This window comes from Paenibacillus sabuli (genome assembly GCF_014705605.1).
GTDB classification, from domain to species: domain Bacteria; phylum Bacillota; class Bacilli; order Paenibacillales; family Paenibacillaceae; genus Paenibacillus_D; species Paenibacillus_D sabuli.
In genome coordinates this window covers 23,970-40,495 of the sequence record NZ_JACXIZ010000046.1, presented here as the reverse complement: position 1 = coordinate 40,495, position 16,526 = coordinate 23,970, and the positions used below count along the sequence as shown (strand labels likewise).

Here is a 16,526-nt window from a genome sequence, read left to right as displayed (position 1 = left end):
GCAATACTATAAAGAAGGTGACGACGGAAGGGGGGGAGGAGGGTGAGCTTGCTGCCGATACACGAGCGGCTCGCCGAGCTGTGGACGATCCGCAGCGCGCGCGAGCTGACCGATCAGGAGCAAATGGACATGGACCATTGTCTGGCCGTCAATGCGTCCTATTGCCGTGAATTGGCGCATCTGCGCAACATTTCGCTGCTCGCCTCGATGACCGACGATACGGATTGGCAGCACGAAATTTGCCGGCAGATCGAAAAGCTCGGGGGCGGGCCGCCCACTTCCCGGCGCTGACCATTGTCTTCAAATTGTGCTATTCGGCTTCAAATGTTGCGGTTTCCCGAGGGGCCGGCTTCCGCTATACTTGAATGACAAGCGCGTGCAGATGCTGCGTCTGCGCGTTCTTCGAGTTCTTACAGCGAAGCGAGGTTGATGTGAATCATGCCAGCTAAATTTATGTATACGCCGCCAGCCAACGGGTACCCGGAGTGGAATAACAATCCCGAGCTGTACGCCCTGAACCGGATGGAAGCGCATACCGAATCGATTGCCTATGCGAGTGCGGAGGATGCGCTGATCGGCGATCCCTCCCGCGCGGCGGCGCGGCTGTCGCTCGCCGGCGCGTGGAAGTTCGCCTGGGCCCAAAAACCGGACGAGCGCATCCGAGACTTCTACCGTACGGACTATCGGACGGACGAATGGGCGGATATGCCCGTCCCGTCGCATTGGCAGCTACAGGGCTACGATTATCCGCAATATACGAATATTCGCTATCCGTGGAGCGAGCGGGAAGCGATCCAGCCGCCGTTCGCCCCGGTCGAATACAATCCGGTCGGCTCGTACGTCCGGCATTTTCGCGTGCCCGAAGGCTGGCAAGGCCGCCCCGTGTTCCTGAATTTCCAGGGCGTGGAGTCGGCGTTCTACGTCTGGCTCAACGGCGAGCTGGTCGGCTACAGCGAGGATACGTTCACCCCGGCCGAATTCGACCTGACGCCGTACCTCGCGGACGGCGACAACAAGCTCGCGGTCGAGGTGTACCGCTGGTGCGATGCGAGCTGGCTGGAGGATCAGGACTTCTGGCGGCTGAGCGGCATCTTCCGCGACGTGTACCTGCATGCGCGTCCGGATGCGCACCTGTACGATTACAAGGTGACGGCCGAGCCGGACGAGAGTCTGACGCACGGCGAACTCGCCGTCGCGGCGCGACTGGTCAACTACGACGGCCGTCATGCGAGGGCGGCGGCGCTGGAGGCGATGCTGTACGACGCGGACGGTCGGCCGGTACTGGACGCGCCGCTGCGCGCGGAGGCGGAGCTGACGGGGCGCATGGAGGCGGAGCTGGCGCTGCATGCGCGTCTCGCGGCGCCGCGGCTGTGGAGCGCAGAGCAGCCCAATCTGTATACGCTCGTGCTGAGCGTGCTGGATGCGGACGGCGCTATGCTGGAAGCGCACCGCAGCAGAGTCGGCTTCCGCCGCTTCGCGATCGAGGACGGCCTCATGAAGCTCAACGGCGAACGGATCGTCTTCAAGGGCGTCAACCGCCACGAGTTCCACTGCGAGAGCGGCCGCGTCATGGACGTGGCGACGATGCGGACCGATATCGAGCTGATGAAGGCGCACAACATCAACGCCGTGCGCACGTCGCATTATCCGAATCAGCCGATCTGGTACGAGCTGTGCAGCGAGTACGGCCTCTACGTCATCGACGAGGTCAATCTGGAGACGCACGGGCTGTGGACGTATGGTCAGCAAGGCGAGGGCGGCGCGCTGCCGGGCAGCAAGCCGGAGTGGAAGGCGAACGTGCTCGATCGCGCCAATTCGATGTACCAGCGCGACAAGAACCATCCGTCGATCCTGATCTGGTCGCTCGGCAACGAGTCGTTCGGCGGCGAGAACTTCCTGCACATGCGCGACTTCTTCAAGCAACGCGATCCGGGTCGTCTCGTCCATTACGAAGGGACGTTCCATCACCGCGAATTCGACGACGCCTCCGAGATCGAGAGCCACATGTATACGCAGCCGGCCGAGGTGGAGAAGTATGCGCTCGGCAAGCCGGCGAAGCCGTTCATCCTGTGCGAGTACAGTCATGCGATGGGCAACTCGAGCGGCAATCTGCACAAGTACACCGAGCTGTTCGACCGCTACCCGGTGCTGCAGGGCGGGTTCATCTGGGACTGGGTCGATCAGGCGATCCGTACCAAGGCCGAGGACGGCACGTCTTACTTGGCGTACGGCGGCGACTTCGGCGAGTCGCCGCACGACGGCAACTTCAGCGGCAACGGCCTCTTGTTCGCCGATCGCAGCGTGACGCCGAAGCTGCTGGAGACAAAGGCCTGCTATCAGAACGTGAGCATCGAGCCGCTCGACGCGGCGGCCGGACGGGTGCGCGTGACGAACACGCATCTGTTCACGGATCTGGAGGCGTACGACTGGGAGTGGCGGGTGCTGCGCGGCGGCGTCGCCGTCGAGACGCGCCGCGGTCGCTTCGCCGTGGCGCCCGGGATGACGGCAGAGCTGACGCTGGCCTATGAGACGACGCTGCAGACGGCTGCGGGCGAGGAGCTATGGCTGGACGTGCGGCTCTGTCTGCCGGCGGATACGCCGTGGGCGTCCGCCGGGCATGTGATCGGGCAGCGCCAGCTGCGTCTGCCGGCGCAGCCGCAAGCCCCCGCGGTCGAGACGGCGGGCGGGCTGAGCGCGGCCCCGCTGCTCGTCACGACGGCGGCGGACGGCCGGATTCAGGTGGCGGGCGAGCGCTTCGAGGCGGTCTTTGACGCGTCGACCGGCGGGCTGACGCGCTATCGCTGCGACGGCCGGGAGCTGCTGCAGGAGGGCCCGCGACCGATGCTGTGGCGGGCCTGGACGGACAATGATCGCGGCAGCAAGCTGGACCAGCGCAGCGCCGTCTGGCGCGAGGCCACGGAGGGCGCGACGGCCGTGCTGGCCGGGGTGGAGAAGGGCGAGCGGACGGTGACGGTGCGCCAGCTGTGGACGCTGCCGACCGGCGCCGCCTCGGCGCTCGAGGCGGCCTATACGGTGACGGGCGACGGCGCGATCGAGGTGTCGTGCGTGCTCGTGCCCGGCGATCCGTCGCTGCCGGAGCTGCCGGTGGTGGCGCTCCAGCTCGAGCTGGACGGCCGCTACGGGCGGCTGGACTGGTACGGTCACGGCCCGCACGAGAGCCACTGGGATCGGCAGCACGGCGCGCCGCTCGGCGTATACAGCGGTACGGTTGCGGAGCAGCTGACGCCGTATCTGAAGCCGCAGGAATGCGGCAACAAGGTCGGCGTGCGCTGGGCCGAGCTGTGCGACGAGTCGGGCGCCGGTCTGCGCGTCGAGGGCGCGCCGACGATCGAGCTGAGCGCGCTGCCGTATACGGCGCAGCAGCTCGAGGAAGCGAGCCACGCCTACAAGCTGCCGGCCTCGGAGCGCGTTGTCGTGCGCATCGCCGGCAAGCAGATGGGCGTCGGCGGCGACGACAGCTGGAAGGCCAAGGTGCATCCCGAATACACGCTGTACGCGAATCGCAATTACCGCTTCTCCTTCACACTGCGCGGACTGAGCTAGAGCGACGGCTCTCGCGTCGCCGGCTTGCCGGCGGCGCGAGAGGGAAGGGCAGAGCAGGAGAGGGCGAGCAGGAGTAAGCAGGAGCAAGCAGGAGCAAAAAATCAGCGCTAAGCGGCTCCCATGACCGTTACAATCCGCTTGCCCCCACCGCGGGCGCGGATAACAGAGGAGCCACCAGGCCATAGGACCATTATAGGGCCTCAGGTTCGCCTGGCAAGAACACTTGTTTGACAATATCAGTAAAACGCGTTATACTAGCATTTGTGTAAGAGTAGTGTACCCCTTGGATTTTCTTCGATTTTTTTAGGATTGTCTCCCATCCGTTAGGACATTTCTTTTATTCCCTTTCAAGCGAAATTCAATTGACGCTTTATTGCAATAAAGGAGCACGGATTCGCACTGGCGCTGGTCATGGAACCGCAAGGACGATCGAGAGGATAGGGCTTTCGTTGTTTTCGTGTAAATGTTGTGAAGATCCGCACGGTTACGCTACGTCATACGACGCGTTTCGCTTCCGGCCGCCAAGCTATGTTGCGGATTGCCGGACGCATGCAACGCGCACCATTACAGGCCCCTGCCGGGCACACGGCAGGGGCCGTCCAATTTTTTGCGGCGGCCCCGCCGACTCTGTCATGGAGCGTACCGTTCTGCAGCGGCCCGGAGTTCTTGGTAGGACATGGTCCGATCAGTCGTGGCACGGCTCGCTCTGTATGGCAATGCCCGCGCTGCCGGGACCCGGCAGTCTGCATGACCATGCCCGATTCGATTTATGCAGCGCGTCGCGCGCTTGACAGGTTCGATCGTGGCGGCGTTATTCGACGACCGACCGTTTGGGCGGCAGGCCGTACATTTTTTTGTAGACGCGGTTAAAATAATAGGGATCCGAGAACCCGACCTGCTCGGCAATGTCGGTGACCGTCTGCTCGGTATTAAGCAGCAGCTCATGGGCGGCGTTGACGCGGATCTGATTGATGTATTCGATCGGACTCTGGCCGGTCATGTCCTTGAATAGCGTGCAGATATAATTGGGCGTCCGGTCGACGTGGGCGGCGAGCCGCTCCAGGGTGAGCCGCTGATCGTAGCGGGTGTGAATGAAGCGTTGCAGCTCTTGGACGACGGCATGCTTGCGGGGGCTGTAGCGGCTGTGGGTCAGCTCGCGTCCGAACAGACAGAGCAACTCCAGGATGATCGCCTGCGTCTGCAGCTCGTAATAGAGCGGACGGTTCTCCCACAGCTCGGCTAAGGTCGACATGCGCTGCTTGGCATATTCGGCGTTGCCCAGCCGTACGATGCGCAGCTCGCGCTCGCATAGCACGGGCAGATCGGCCGGTGCGCTCGGCGCGGCGACGAAGTGCACGGACATCATCTTGTGATAGTCCGGCGGCACGGGGACGGCAGCGCGCGCGATGCCGATCGGGAGGTAGAGCATATCGTTTTTGTAGAGCCGCAGCGTCTCGTCCTCGAATTGGTAATCGACCATGCCGTCGGTGATGAGTGCCAGGATATGGGTGGGCACGTTGGACGGGCCGATGCGCCAGGCTGCGGTGACCTTGTGACGGCGGTTCATCATGCGAATGTCGAACATGGCGGCAGCACTCCTTTTCTATACGGGCGTAATTTTTTCTGAAAGTATTGGGTGAGGCATATTGATTTCTATTATAGCACAACCGGAGATGAGCGAATAAACTGTATATACAGGAGTGGAGTTGTGTGCCAGTCAAGATGGACGGGGCAAATAAATAATCGGAATATTGTCCGAAATTAGGTGAATCCTGCATCGACGGCATCGGCGCCGTCTTCTATACTTAAGCTATATCGTCAACCCAAGGAGCTGAAGGATATGACTGATTCCTCGCGCATCGCTCAGACGGAGGAGGGGGCTGAAGCCCCGCGCATCATTGATGCGGACGTGCATAATGCAATCGGCCACAAAGACCATCTGCTGCCGTTTTTGCCAAAAGCTTTTCACGAGCAGTGGCTGCGCGGCGGTCCCGGTTACGGGGGCGGCTACTACGGCAACAACAGCGTCAACCGCAGCGACGCTGTAACGGATACAGGCGGCGCGCCCGGCAGCGACCCGCTGTTTTTGAAGAAGCATCATCTGGACCGCTACGGCATCGACTACGCCGTATTGACCGGGTCGGGCATCCTCGGCATCTCGCTGAACCCCGATCCCGACTTTGGCAATGCAGTGGCAAGCGCCTACAACGACTGGCTCGTGGAGACATGGCTGAAGGCCAGCCCGCAATATAAAGGCTCGATCCTCGTCAACCACTCGGACCCGCCGGAGGCGGCCAAGGAAATCGAGCGAATGGCCCGCCACAAGGACATGGTGCAGGTCATTATGTGCAGCGGCTCGCGCCAGTTGTTCGGACAGCGTGTGTTTCATCCGATCTATGAGGCGGCAGCGCGCCATAACCTGCCCGTAGCAATTCATCCCGGCACGGAGGGTCGCGGCATCGCCGGTCCACCGACGCCGTCCGGCCATCCGACGCGTTACCTGGAATGGCACAACATCCTGCCGACGAACTACATGGCGCATGTGAATAGCCTCGTCTGCGAAGGCGTATTCGAGAAGTTCCCGGAGATGGTATTCGTCGCCATCGAGGGCGGTCTGGCCTGGCTGCCGCATCTGATGTGGCGCATGGACAAAAATTACAAGGGGCTGCGAGACACGGTCCCATGGCTGAAAAAGCTGCCGTCCGAGTACATTCGCAAGCACATCCGGCTGACGACCCAGCCGATCGAGGAGCCGGAGCGCAAGGATCATCTGAACGCGATCTTCGACATGATCGACGCCGATCATATGGTCATGTTCTCGTCGGACTATCCGCACTGGGACTTCGACAACCCGCAGATTGCGCTGCAGCAGATTCGCAAGCCGCTGCGCGACCGCATCTTCGCCCGCAATGCCATGGATCTGTACGGCCTGCACACCCGTCCTCAGGTGGGCGAGGGGGCGGTGCGAGCATGACGACCAAGACGCGGCACGACGTGGCATCGCTGGAGGAATTGCGGGAGAAGGGGAGGCTGATCGTGCAGGTCGGCAAGGCGGAGATCGGGCTGTTCGAGGTGGATGGCGAGGTGCGCGCATGGCGCAACCTGTGCCCGCACGCCTTCGCTCCGGTCTGCGAGGGTCGGGTGTGCGGCACCCGGCTCGCCTCGAATGTGTACGAATATGTCTACGGCCGCGACCAGGAAATTTTGCGCTGTCCGTGGCATGGCTGGGAATTCGATCTGAAGACCGGCCAGCATCTGGCGGGCGAGCAGAAGCTGCGAGGCTACAAGGCCGAGGTAGAAGAGGGACGGGTCTATATCGAAATGTAAGGCGGAGTGCCGACCAGCGGCAGTCCCCAGCCGAACAGGGTCGCCCAAGAGCGACCTTGTTCGGCATGCTGGCCAAGATGGAGACCGGGAATGAAAGCGCAAGCTTTTTCTGCATTCTCTTGACATTGATAATCGTTATCAATTAAAATGGGAAATGAAAACCGTTCGCTTACATAAAACGGACTGACGGGAGGGCGTGCAATGCCCGATAATCGCAATCTCTCGACCAATCACGAGGATTGGTTTTTATTTCATTTTTCATCGGTCAAGGTGCTGCGCCCGGACGAGCTGGTCGCGGCGCTGATGGGCCAGGGGGTGCTGCGCAGCACAGAGAGCGGCAGCTGGGAGCGACTGGAGAAGGGGCTGCCCTCGGAGGCGCATATCAACCGGCTCCACGTCCACGAGCAAGCACTATACGCCTGTACGAATCACGGCCTTTACTCGCTGCAGGGCAATGATGAGTGGAAGGAGACAAGGCTGGCGATCGGATGTTATCAATACAGGCAGCTCGGCAATCTGGCGCTGGCCGCGACGCAATACGGCTTGTGGAGCAGCGTAGGGGGCCATTGGACCAAAACGGCGTATGCCAGCTCGATCGTCTACGATTTCTTATACTTGCCGCAGTTCATCATTCTGGCGATGGATCACGGGCTCGCGCTGTATGACCGCTTGACCGACGCCTGGCAGGAATACGACTGGGGCGTGGCGGTGACGTCGCTGGCCATCTATCACGGGCATGTGCTGGCGGTCACGGAGAAGGGGCAGCTCATGATGGGCAACAAGCGGGGAGGCTTCGATAGCATACGCTTCGGCAAGCAGTTTATCTTCTCTGTCGTGAGTAAGGCGGGCGGCGTGTTCCTGTGCACGGACCGGGGCTTGTATCGCATGAGCGTATTGCGCGCGGGACAGCCGACGCTGATCTCGGTGAAGCTCGGCTGTCCGGTGACCGATATCGACATGGACGGGGACAATCTGTACATGGCAACCCTGTTCCAGGGCGTGCAGACGATGACCTGAGGCACGGCGCGGAAGCGAAAGTCGCGTCTAACTTCGCGATTGAAAGACAGACTAAGGGAGCGCCAGCCTCTATTATTGATAATGATTATCATTATCCTATGAAGGAGCGAAACACAAAATGGCTAAAGTAATCATCGTATACGCAAGTCTGGGCGGCAATACGGAAGAGATGGCGGAAGCGGTGGCTGCCGGAGTTCGGGAGGCGGGCATTGCGCCTGAGTTGCAGTCGGTGCTCGATGTAGAAGCGCCCGAGCTGGAAGGCTACGATGCGGTAGCGCTGGGGGCGTACACGTGGGGCGACGGCGATTTGCCGGATGAGTTTTTGGACTTCTACGACGGGATGGACACGCTGAATCTGGACGGCCGCATCTGCACGACCTTCGGCTCGGCGGATTCGTCTTACCCGATGTACGGCGCAGCCGTCGATCTGCTTGCAGACAAGCTGCTGGAGCGCGGCGCCGCTCAGGTGCTGGAACGGTTAAAAATCGAGCTGGCGCCGTCAATCGAGGAGCTGGGGGAATGTCGCGCCACCGGACGCCGACTCGCGGAAGCGCTGCTGGCGGCGCAGATCGGTTAATTGCGCAACAGGCAGCAGAGGCTGAGTTCGCACTTCGTCGAAGCAACTGGAGGCGGACGACGATAAGAGAGGAAGGAGGGAATTCGGTGGGTATGCTGTACGAGGTGATCACCCGGCATGAATGGACGGCGGATACGGAGCAGGATTCGCAAGAACAACGGGTCGTCGCAGGAGCTGCGGCGCGGGCGAAGCTGCTGGAGCTGTGCCGTCTCGAGGCCGATCGCAAGCTGCGGGAATATGAGGTTGCGGCTGGGAGACTGCGCGTATAAGATTAACGGTCGCACAGCCGTTGCGGCGGCAAGCGCATCTTTGCTAGAATAGGGGCATGAGCGGCGGGATGACAGCCGGGCGCAGCATAAGAGCGGCCGGTGTGTCCGCGCGGGAAGAAGGAGATGCGCATGAATCTGTTGGCGGCGGAGCAGCTCGGCAAGAGTCACGGCGAGAAGTTGCTGTTCGAGGAAGTATCGTTCGGTGTCGAGGCAGGCGACAAGCTTGGCATCATCGGGGTGAACGGGACGGGCAAGACGACGTTGCTGAATATCCTTGCCGGGCTGGAACCGCCCGATCGAGGACAGGTGGTGAAGGGCAGCGGAGTGCGGCTGCGCATGCTGGCGCAAAATCCGCCGTACGATCCGAATATGACCGTACTGGAGCACGTCTACCAGGGAGACTCGCCAGAGCTGCAGGCGCTGCGCAGCTACAGCGAGGCGATGACCGCATTGGAGCTGCGCTCCGGCGACGAGGCCGCGCAGCAGCGCCTGCTGACGGCCAGCCAGCGGGTCGAGACGCTGGGGGCCTGGCAGCTCGAGAGCGACGCCAAGGCCGCCCTGACGCGGCTGGGGATCGCCGACTACGGCGCGCGCATGGGCACGCTGTCCGGCGGTCAGCGCAAGCGGGTGGCGCTGGCCGAAGCACTGGTCCAGCCGTCGGACATTCTGATCCTCGACGAGCCGACCAACCATATCGACAACGATTCGGTGGCCTGGCTCGAAGAGATGCTGCAGCGGCGGCGCGGGGCGTTGCTGATGATTACCCATGACCGCTATTTCCTGGATCGCGTGACGAGCCGCATTCTCGAGCTGGATCAAGGACGAGCGTTTTTCTATACGGCGAACTACAGCCGCTTCCTCGAGCTGAAGCTGGACCGCGAGGCGCGCGAGGCGGCCGCCGAATCGAAGCGGGCCAAGCTGCTGAAGCAGGAGCTGGCGTGGATGCGCAAGGGCGCCAAGGCGCGCACGACGAAGCAGAAGGCGCGCATCGATCGATTCGAAACGCTGCAGCAAGAGCAGACGCGCGAGGCGGCGGGCAAAGTCGACGTCTCGGTCGCATCGACCCGGCTTGGCAAAAAGATCCTCGAGCTGCACGAGCTGGGCATGGAAGTGGACGGACGCGTGCTGATTCGGAACTTCAGCTATATGACGGTGCCCGGCGACCGTCTCGGCATTATCGGCCGTAACGGGCTCGGCAAGTCGACGCTGCTGCGACTCATTGCCGGCAGGCTGGAGCCGACCGCGGGCGAGGTCGTATTGGGTCCGACCGTCAAGCTGGGCTGGTTCACGCAGGAGCACGAGGAAATGGACGAGCGGCTGCGTCCGATCGAGTATATTCGCGAGGCCGCAGAACAGGTCAGGACATCCGACGGCACCATGATCGGGGCGTCGCAGATGTTGGAGCGTTTTTTGTTCCCTGGTCCGCAGCAGTGGACGCCGATCGAGCGGCTCTCCGGTGGCGAGAAGCGGCGCCTGCAACTGCTGCGGGTGTTGATGGAGGCGCCCAACGTGCTGCTGCTCGACGAACCGACCAACGATCTGGATATTGCGACGTTAACCGTACTGGAGGACTACCTGGACGAATACCCGGGGGTCGCGGTGATCGTCTCGCATGACCGCTACTTCCTGGACCGGACCGTATCGCGCATCGTGGCCTTCGAGGGGGACGGCGAACTGGCGCTGCACGTCGGCAATTACAGCGATTACGCAGCGCGCAAGCAGGAGGCGCTGCGCATGGCCCCGGGCAAGGCTCCGGCTGTGCAGGAGGGCCGGGAGGTCGCGGCGCTCGAGGAGAAGGCCGACTCCTCGTCCCGCTATCGGTCGCGCGCACCGCGAATGAGCTACCGCGATCAGCAGGATTATGAGCAGATCGACGGACGGATCGAAGCGGCCGAGCAGCAGTTGCAGCAGTTGACGGCGCAGATGGAGCAGGCCGGCAGCGATGCGGTGCGGCTCCAGGAGCTGGTCGCGGAGCAGCGGACTGCGGAGGCCGCACTGGACCGGTTGCTGGAGCGCTGGACAGAGCTGCAGGAGCTGGCCGAGCAGATCGAAGCGGCCAAGCATTAGCGCGCTCGATGGCTAGGCGGCAGCGCAGATCGAAGCGGCCGCTCGTATAGCGGCAAGCCGCAAGCCCCCGTGCCGACGCAGGAAGTGTCGGTCCGGGGGCTTGCGGTATTGAATCGCCGGGTATAGGCGGCTTCGCCGGGGCACATCTGTCCAGCCTCGTTCAGACTTGGCGTCCGCTCCAGGCACCCAGCATCCATACGTGCTTCTCCAGCTCGGTATGGATCGCGAGCAGCATGTCGCCAGTCGTCTCGTCGCCAGCCTGTTGAGCCAGCGTGATGCCTTGCTTGAGCTCGTGAATCAGCAGTGTGTAATCGACGATCAAGGCTTCGACCATCTGCTCCGCGGTCTCGTCGCCGTCCGCATCCTTGACCAGCGAGTGGGCGGCGTAATCGCTCATCCGTGCCAGCGGCTTGCCGCGCAGCGCCAGCAGGCGCTCGGCGAGCGTGTCGACATGCTGAGCCGCCTCCTCGTACAGCTCCTGGAACTTGGCATGGAGGGTAAAGAATTGCGGGCCGCTTACGTACCAGTGATAGTTGTGCAGCTTGATATACAGGACGCCCCAGCTTGCGATTTGACGATTGAGCAGGTCATGGATAGCCTGTGCAGACATGTTAATCCCTCCTGTTTTTCTATCATTTATGATGTTGATTGCGTTCGAGTTAGACAGAAGCGACGGGAGCGTGCGAGGCTTCGAGCGTTTCCAGCAGGCGCTCGCAATCCATCGCCGCCATGCAGCCGCTGCCGGCCGCGGTGATGGCTTGACGATACTTCGTATCCTGCACGTCGCCGCAGGCGAACACGCCGGGGACGCTGGTCTGGGTCGTGCCGGGCTGGACGACGATGTAGCCTTGCCCGTCGGTATGGACCTGCCCGTCCAGGAAGGCGGTGTTCGGACTGTGGCCGATGGCGATGAACACGCCGTCCGCCTCCAGTACGGTCTCCTCGCCGGTGGCGTTGTCGACTGTTCTGAGGCCGGTCACGCCCAGGCCGCCTGCCACGACTTCCACGGGCGTATGGTTCAGGCTCCAGGAGATTTTATCGTTTTGGCGGGCCCGGTCCTGCATGATCTTGGAAGCGCGCAGCTCGCCGCGGCGATGGACGACGCGCACCTCGGACGCGAAGCGGGTAAGGAAGCCGGCTTCCTCCATGGCCGAATCGCCACCGCCGACCACGATGATTTTTTTGCCGCGAAAGAAAAAGCCGTCACAGGTGGCGCATGTGCTGACGCCTCGTCCGACGTTGCTCTTCTCTCCGGGGATGCCGAGATAGCGAGCCGAGGCGCCGGTGGAGATGATCAACGTCTGAGCCTGCAGTTGCTCCTGACCGTCGACCTCGAGTGTAAAGGGGCGCTGGTCCAGATCAGCCCGAGTCACCCAGCCGCTCTTGAATACGGCGCCGAATCGCTCGGCTTGACGGCGCATGTTCGCCATCAGCTCGGGGCCGAGGATGCCCTCGGGAAAGCCGGGGAAATTCTCCACCTCGGTCGTGGTGGTCAATTGTCCGCCGGGTTCGGGTCCCTCCAGCACAAGTGGATTCAGATTGGCGCGGGCGAGGTAGATTGCGGCCGTGAGGCCGGCAGGGCCGGTACCGACAATGACCGTATTGTACATCAGAAAACAGCTCCTTTTCTTAAATGATAAAAATTATTACTTTATAATAATTATAAATAATAAAAGGAGTTTGTCAAGCGCGCGCCTGGACGCGGTCAACCGATAAAAATAACTTGATAACAATTATCATTCTTGTTAAAATACAAAGAGAAAGAAGGGACCGCAGATCCCTTCCTCCTGTAAGCCAATATTTTTTTCAATCACCGGTATCCTTTTTCACTTATTTGGGGTCAAATGTTTTGCAGTCAGTTTCTGCCGACTTGTGAGCGGTATTGCTGCTGTTGTTGACGATGTAGATCGAGTCGGCGCTGCAGCGATTGTTGCTTTGCCAGTTGCGGCATGAGCTGACCTCGCACAGGACGTCCTTGGCCATGGTGTTCACCTCCTCTCGCATGGAATAGCGTGATGCACCTGCATACCGTTGATTAAACAAGCGACAGCTTCTTTAATCGGCACGCGACCTCTCCGCTAGCGAGAGGTTATTTGCTTATTCAGGCCCAGCGTATCTTCCGGGACCTGATTTGACTTTACCAAATTTTCAGACAACTGACAAGCTCAAACAAGGGAGCGAGCCCCTATGGAATGGAATTTTGTATTTCGGATCGATTACCTCAGGCAGCACGGCGAAGAGCGCAACCTGAAGGGACTGATCTTCACGGATGGCGAGCGGCCCCCTACGGCCGATCAGATCGAGCAATTTTTGCGAGGCAGCGGGTACCGCGGCGCGCAGATCAAGGACCCGGAGCGGCTGATCTTCTTCGATCCCAACGGGGACGACCCGGTCGAGATTCGCATTGTGCGGCTGGGCAACGAAGAACGGCGGGAGGACGACCGCATCCTGCGCAAGCTCATCGACCATTTACGCAAGCATTGACAGCCTCCCGCCAGCCGCGACGAGCTAGCGCAGCACCTTGACGACGTATTCCCGACTGCGCGGACCGTCGAATTCGCAAAAGTAAAGGCCCTGCCAGCGTCCCAGCACAAGCCGCCCCCCGGCGATGGGTACCGTCTGCGAGGCACCGACGGTCATTGCCTTCAGATGCGAGGCCGTATTGCCCTCCGCATGTCGATACTTCGGATGCGTCCACGGGTAGACCTCGTCCAGCCGCATCAACACGTCCAGCTTGACGTCCGGATCGGCATTCTCCTGTATAGTGATGCCCGCCGTCGTGTGCGGGCAATAGACGACCGCGACGCCTTCCTCGGTCTCCGAGCGCGCGACCAGCGCCGCGACCTGCCTCGTGATGTCGATCATCTCGTCTCTGCGCGTCGTGCGCAGCGCTTCCTTGTATAGCATACGCGTCAGCCTCCTATTCGAATTCGGATAAATGTTAGCTCCTGTCCAACTCCAACCCTACTCAACCTCTGCCCTTTGGCTCTCGTTGAAGTGTGCCATGTGCGGCCGCGGTCTGTCAATCCGGCGCAGGAGGGCTGCCGGCGGCAGTCGATGTGCTCAATAGTGGGAATTATGTTATATTGAGTGGGACCCCCGTATTGCGGCTCCCCCTTATGGATAAGCTGTATGCAGCGTATGCCGAGGACTGCTCCGCATCAGGAATACATACTGTTATGGAACGTAAGCATAGAAGAAGAATACGTTTGGCTCGGAAAAGGAGTGCAACCATGAAAAAAGTACGAAAAGCCATCATTCCCGCAGGCGGTTTAGGTACCCGTTTTTTGCCTGCAACCAAGGCGCAGCCGAAGGAAATGCTGCCGCTGATCGACAAGCCCGCGATTCAGTACATTGTCGAGGAGGCGGTCGCCTCGGGCATCGAGAGCATCATGATCGTGACCGGCCGCAACAAGCGCGCCATCGAGGACCATTTCGACAAGTCCGTCGAGCTCGAGCACTCGCTCGAGACGCGCGGCTCCTCGGATACGCTGGAGCTCGTACAGCGCATATCCAGACTCGCGGACATCTGTTATATTCGTCAAAAAGAACCGCTCGGCCTCGGGCATGCGGTGCTGTCGGCGCGCACCTTTATCGGCGACGAACCGTTCGCGGTGCTGCTGGGCGACGACATCCTGCTCTCCGACCCGCCTTGTCTGGGCAGCATGATCGAGCGCTACGAGCAGGACGGCTCCTCGGTCGTCGCGGTCATGGAAGTGCCATGGGACCAGACTGAGAAATACGGCATTGTGGCGCTTGAGCAAGAAGGCGCGGACCGGGTGCGCGACCTGGTGGAGAAGCCGCCGCTCGGCGAGGCGCCGTCCAACCTTGCCGTCGTCGGCCGATATGTGCTCGACCCGGGTATATTCGACCTGCTGGCCGCGGCCAAGCCGGGCAAAAACGGAGAAATCCAGCTCACCGACAGCCTGCAGGAGCTGAATCGCCAAGTGCCGATCGCGGCGTACTGCTACGAGGGCAGCCGCTACGATGTCGGCGACAAGCTCGGTTTCGTCGAGGCCACGATCGATTTGGCGCTGCGGCGCGCGGATATGGCGGACGATGTGCGCAGCTACTTGCAGCGGCGCCTGGCTCAGGAGGAGTGTTAAGTAACTTGTTGAATACCCATGGGGGGTATGGTAAAATAGAAGACGGAGGTGGTGGGGATGACTGCCATGGAAGAGGCGCAGCCGCTCCGGCAAGAAGGAGACTGTCACGGAGCAGGCGAGCGCAAGGCGCACCACTCCGAGAAGTTCAAGTCCAATCTGCTGGCGCGGCTCAATCGGGTCGAAGGGCAGGTAAGAGGGATCAAGGGCATGATCGAGCGGGACACGTACTGCGACGACGTGCTCAATCAGATTGCCGCGGTGCAGTCTGCGCTGAATAGCGTAGGCCGGCTGCTGCTTGAAGGACATATGAAGAGCTGCATCGTGGAGCGGATTGAAGAGGGCGATCACGCCGTAGTCGACGAGCTGCTCGTGACCATCAACAAGCTGTTGAAATAAATGCAAGCGGCAGGTCTGCTGCTCCCCTGACCCGGGACGCTTGTACAATCTATGCGCAGAGAGGGTGGAAGGCAGATGCAACAAGCAACGCTGAACGTAAAGGGCATGTCGTGCAATCACTGCGTGCAAGCCGTGGAAGGCGCGGTGCGCGAGCTGGGCGCCGAGGGCAAGGTGCATCTGGCGGCCGGTACGGCTACAGTGACTTACGACGAGACCAAGGTGACGCGCGAGCAACTGGCAGCGGCCATCGAGGAGCAGGGCTACGACGTCGTCTAAGCCTGCGGGGTCCGGCGGCATGACGGCGGTCGGGCGACCGCCGGTGGCGGCGCGGCTGCTGCTGCAGGCAGGGCTGCTGCTGGATGCTTCGCAAGCCGCGTCAAACGATATTTGACTATGGTCCGCTATGCGGGCCTTTTTTTTGAACGAAAATATATGACATTTTCATCCTAACGGACAAAAATGGCGGCTGCAGGAGCACGGCGAGGGGAGCGGGGCGTGTAACCGCCAAAATGGCGGCTGCAGGAGCGCGGACGGGGGAAGAGGAGCGTGAAACCGCCAAAATGGCGGCTGCAGGAGCGCGGACGGGGGGGAGCGGGGCGTGAAACCGCCAAAATGGCGGCTGCAGGAGCGCGGACGGGGGGGAGCGGAGCGTGAAACCGCCAAAATGGCGGCTGCAGGAGCGCGGCCGAGGGGAACGGGGCGTGAAACCGCCAAAATGGCGGCTGCAGGAGCGCGGACGGGGGAAGAGGGGTGTGTAACCGCCAAAATGGCGGCTGCAGGAGCTCGGCCGAGGGGAGCGGGGCGTGTAACCGCCAAAATGGCGGCTGCAGGAGCGCGTAGCGGGGGAAGAGGGGTGTGTAACCGCCAAAATGGCGGTTGCAGGAGCTCGGCCGAGGGGAGAGGAGCGTGAAACCGCCAAAATGGCGGCTGCAGGAGCGCGGACGGGGGAAGAGGGGTGTGTAACCGCCAAAATGGCGGCTGCAGGAGCGCGGACGGGGGAAGAGGGGGGTGTAACCGCCAAAATGGCGGCTGCAGGAGCGCGGCCGAGGGGAGCGGGGCGTGAAACCGCCAAAATGGCGGCTGCAGGAGCGTGGCCGAGGGGAGCGGGGCGTGTAACCGCCAAAATGGCGGCTGCAGGAGCTCGGCCGAGGGGAGCGGAGCGTGTAACCGCCAAAATGGCGGTTGCAGGAGCGCGGCCGAGGG

Annotated in this window: 17 protein-coding genes; 12 read left to right on the top strand and 5 right to left on the bottom strand. The window is 61.6% G+C overall.

Features of this window, described 5'->3' with window-relative positions; translation table 11 throughout:
* Window positions 1-42: 42 nt before the first annotated feature.
* Both IDH44_RS21950 and IDH44_RS21945 read left to right on the top strand, forming a co-directional pair.
* Window positions 43-291, top strand: coding sequence for a DUF7667 family protein (locus tag IDH44_RS21950; RefSeq protein WP_397326824.1), 249 nt, complete (start codon window positions 43-45; stop codon window positions 289-291).
* A gap of 147 nt (window positions 292-438) precedes the next feature.
* Entirely contained in the window at window positions 439-3,564 is a 3,126-nt protein-coding gene (locus IDH44_RS21945; RefSeq protein ID WP_190920966.1) for a glycoside hydrolase family 2 TIM barrel-domain containing protein, read from the top strand.
* An 811-nt stretch (window positions 3,565-4,375) separates the two neighbouring features.
* Here the strand turns inward: IDH44_RS21945 and IDH44_RS21940 are convergent.
* Entirely contained in the window at window positions 4,376-5,149 is a 774-nt protein-coding gene (locus IDH44_RS21940; RefSeq protein ID WP_190920965.1) for a helix-turn-helix transcriptional regulator, read from the bottom strand.
* Between the two features lie 255 nt (window positions 5,150-5,404).
* On the opposite strand from IDH44_RS21940, the gene IDH44_RS21935 reads away from it, so the two are divergent.
* From IDH44_RS21935 to IDH44_RS21910, 6 genes are all read left to right on the top strand, one after another.
* Window positions 5,405-6,538 (top strand): amidohydrolase family protein, encoded by a 1,134-nt coding sequence (locus IDH44_RS21935; RefSeq protein WP_223869931.1) that lies wholly within the window; start codon window positions 5,405-5,407, stop codon window positions 6,536-6,538.
* On the top strand, window positions 6,535-6,891 hold the full coding sequence (locus tag IDH44_RS21930; protein WP_190920964.1) for a Rieske (2Fe-2S) protein: 357 nt from the start codon (window positions 6,535-6,537) through the stop codon (window positions 6,889-6,891). The genes IDH44_RS21935 and IDH44_RS21930 overlap by 4 nt, the downstream gene beginning before the upstream one ends.
* 201 nt (window positions 6,892-7,092) lie before the next feature.
* Window positions 7,093-7,908, top strand: coding sequence for a hypothetical protein (locus IDH44_RS21925; protein ID WP_190920963.1), 816 nt, complete (start codon window positions 7,093-7,095; stop codon window positions 7,906-7,908).
* A 118-nt stretch (window positions 7,909-8,026) separates the two neighbouring features.
* Window positions 8,027-8,485, top strand: coding sequence for a flavodoxin (locus IDH44_RS21920; protein WP_190920962.1), 459 nt, complete (start codon window positions 8,027-8,029; stop codon window positions 8,483-8,485).
* Window positions 8,486-8,571: 86 nt separating this feature from the next.
* Complete coding sequence (locus IDH44_RS21915; RefSeq protein WP_190920961.1) at window positions 8,572-8,754, top strand: hypothetical protein; 183 nt, start codon at window positions 8,572-8,574, stop codon at window positions 8,752-8,754.
* A 129-nt stretch (window positions 8,755-8,883) separates the two neighbouring features.
* Window positions 8,884-10,821: an ABC-F family ATP-binding cassette domain-containing protein gene (locus tag IDH44_RS21910; protein ID WP_190920960.1), complete on the top strand. Its 1,938-nt coding sequence runs from the start codon at window positions 8,884-8,886 to the stop codon at window positions 10,819-10,821.
* A 160-nt stretch (window positions 10,822-10,981) separates the two neighbouring features.
* On the opposite strand, the gene IDH44_RS21905 is transcribed toward IDH44_RS21910, so the two are convergent.
* The 3 genes from IDH44_RS21905 to IDH44_RS21895 all read right to left on the bottom strand — a co-directional run bounded on the left by IDH44_RS21905 (window position 10,982) and on the right by IDH44_RS21895 (window position 12,804).
* Window positions 10,982-11,431, bottom strand: a complete 450-nt coding sequence (locus IDH44_RS21905) for a Dps family protein (protein WP_190920959.1) — start codon at window positions 11,429-11,431, stop codon at window positions 10,982-10,984.
* A 49-nt stretch (window positions 11,432-11,480) separates the two neighbouring features.
* Window positions 11,481-12,431, bottom strand: coding sequence for a thioredoxin-disulfide reductase (trxB, locus tag IDH44_RS21900; protein ID WP_190920958.1), 951 nt, complete (start codon window positions 12,429-12,431; stop codon window positions 11,481-11,483).
* A 220-nt stretch (window positions 12,432-12,651) separates the two neighbouring features.
* Window positions 12,652-12,804 carry a DUF1540 domain-containing protein gene (locus IDH44_RS21895; protein WP_190920957.1) on the bottom strand — a complete coding sequence of 51 codons (153 nt, stop codon included), beginning with the start codon at window positions 12,802-12,804 and terminating at the stop codon, window positions 12,652-12,654.
* A gap of 204 nt (window positions 12,805-13,008) precedes the next feature.
* Here IDH44_RS21895 and IDH44_RS21890 point away from each other — a divergent pair, with 204 nt between their 5' ends.
* Window positions 13,009-13,305, top strand: coding sequence for a hypothetical protein (locus IDH44_RS21890; RefSeq protein ID WP_190920956.1), 297 nt, complete (start codon window positions 13,009-13,011; stop codon window positions 13,303-13,305).
* A 24-nt stretch (window positions 13,306-13,329) separates the two neighbouring features.
* Here IDH44_RS21890 and IDH44_RS21885 read toward each other — a convergent pair whose 3' ends face one another.
* Window positions 13,330-13,728: a secondary thiamine-phosphate synthase enzyme YjbQ gene (locus IDH44_RS21885; protein WP_190920955.1), complete on the bottom strand. Its 399-nt coding sequence runs from the start codon at window positions 13,726-13,728 to the stop codon at window positions 13,330-13,332.
* Between the two features lie 326 nt (window positions 13,729-14,054).
* Between IDH44_RS21885 and galU the strand changes: the two genes are divergently transcribed.
* The 3 genes from galU (at window position 14,055) to IDH44_RS21870 (ending at window position 15,599) form a co-directional block, all read left to right on the top strand.
* Entirely contained in the window at window positions 14,055-14,927 is an 873-nt protein-coding gene (galU, locus tag IDH44_RS21880; RefSeq protein WP_190920954.1) for a UTP--glucose-1-phosphate uridylyltransferase GalU, read from the top strand.
* A gap of 66 nt (window positions 14,928-14,993) precedes the next feature.
* Window positions 14,994-15,323: a metal-sensitive transcriptional regulator gene (locus IDH44_RS21875; RefSeq protein WP_190920983.1), complete on the top strand. Its 330-nt coding sequence runs from the start codon at window positions 14,994-14,996 to the stop codon at window positions 15,321-15,323.
* Between the two features lie 75 nt (window positions 15,324-15,398).
* Window positions 15,399-15,599, top strand: a complete 201-nt coding sequence (locus IDH44_RS21870) for a copper ion binding protein (protein ID WP_190920953.1) — start codon at window positions 15,399-15,401, stop codon at window positions 15,597-15,599.
* Window positions 15,600-16,526: the final 927 nt, after the last annotated feature.

Excerpts from the sequence above, each read along its gene's own strand:
- IDH44_RS21945 (WP_190920966.1), top strand. The coding sequence starts at position 439 with ATGCCAGCTAAATTTATGTATACGCCGCCAGCCAACGGGTACCCGGAG.
- IDH44_RS21940 (WP_190920965.1), bottom strand. The coding sequence starts at position 5,149 with ATGTTCGACATTCGCATGATGAACCGCCGTCACAAGGTCACCGCAGCC.
- IDH44_RS21935 (WP_223869931.1), top strand. The coding sequence starts at position 5,405 with ATGACTGATTCCTCGCGCATCGCTCAGACGGAGGAGGGGGCTGAAGCC.
- IDH44_RS21930 (WP_190920964.1), top strand. The coding sequence starts at position 6,535 with ATGACGACCAAGACGCGGCACGACGTGGCATCGCTGGAGGAATTGCGG.
- IDH44_RS21925 (WP_190920963.1), top strand. The coding sequence starts at position 7,093 with ATGCCCGATAATCGCAATCTCTCGACCAATCACGAGGATTGGTTTTTA.
- IDH44_RS21920 (WP_190920962.1), top strand. The coding sequence starts at position 8,027 with ATGGCTAAAGTAATCATCGTATACGCAAGTCTGGGCGGCAATACGGAA.
- IDH44_RS21910 (WP_190920960.1), top strand. The coding sequence starts at position 8,884 with ATGAATCTGTTGGCGGCGGAGCAGCTCGGCAAGAGTCACGGCGAGAAG.
- IDH44_RS21905 (WP_190920959.1), bottom strand. The coding sequence starts at position 11,431 with ATGTCTGCACAGGCTATCCATGACCTGCTCAATCGTCAAATCGCAAGC.
- trxB (WP_190920958.1), bottom strand. The coding sequence starts at position 12,431 with ATGTACAATACGGTCATTGTCGGTACCGGCCCTGCCGGCCTCACGGCC.
- IDH44_RS21895 (WP_190920957.1), bottom strand. The coding sequence starts at position 12,804 with ATGGCCAAGGACGTCCTGTGCGAGGTCAGCTCATGCCGCAACTGGCAA.
- IDH44_RS21890 (WP_190920956.1), top strand. The coding sequence starts at position 13,009 with ATGGAATGGAATTTTGTATTTCGGATCGATTACCTCAGGCAGCACGGC.
- IDH44_RS21885 (WP_190920955.1), bottom strand. The coding sequence starts at position 13,728 with ATGCTATACAAGGAAGCGCTGCGCACGACGCGCAGAGACGAGATGATC.
- galU (WP_190920954.1), top strand. The coding sequence starts at position 14,055 with ATGAAAAAAGTACGAAAAGCCATCATTCCCGCAGGCGGTTTAGGTACC.
- IDH44_RS21875 (WP_190920983.1), top strand. The coding sequence starts at position 14,994 with ATGGAAGAGGCGCAGCCGCTCCGGCAAGAAGGAGACTGTCACGGAGCA.
- IDH44_RS21870 (WP_190920953.1), top strand. The coding sequence starts at position 15,399 with ATGCAACAAGCAACGCTGAACGTAAAGGGCATGTCGTGCAATCACTGC.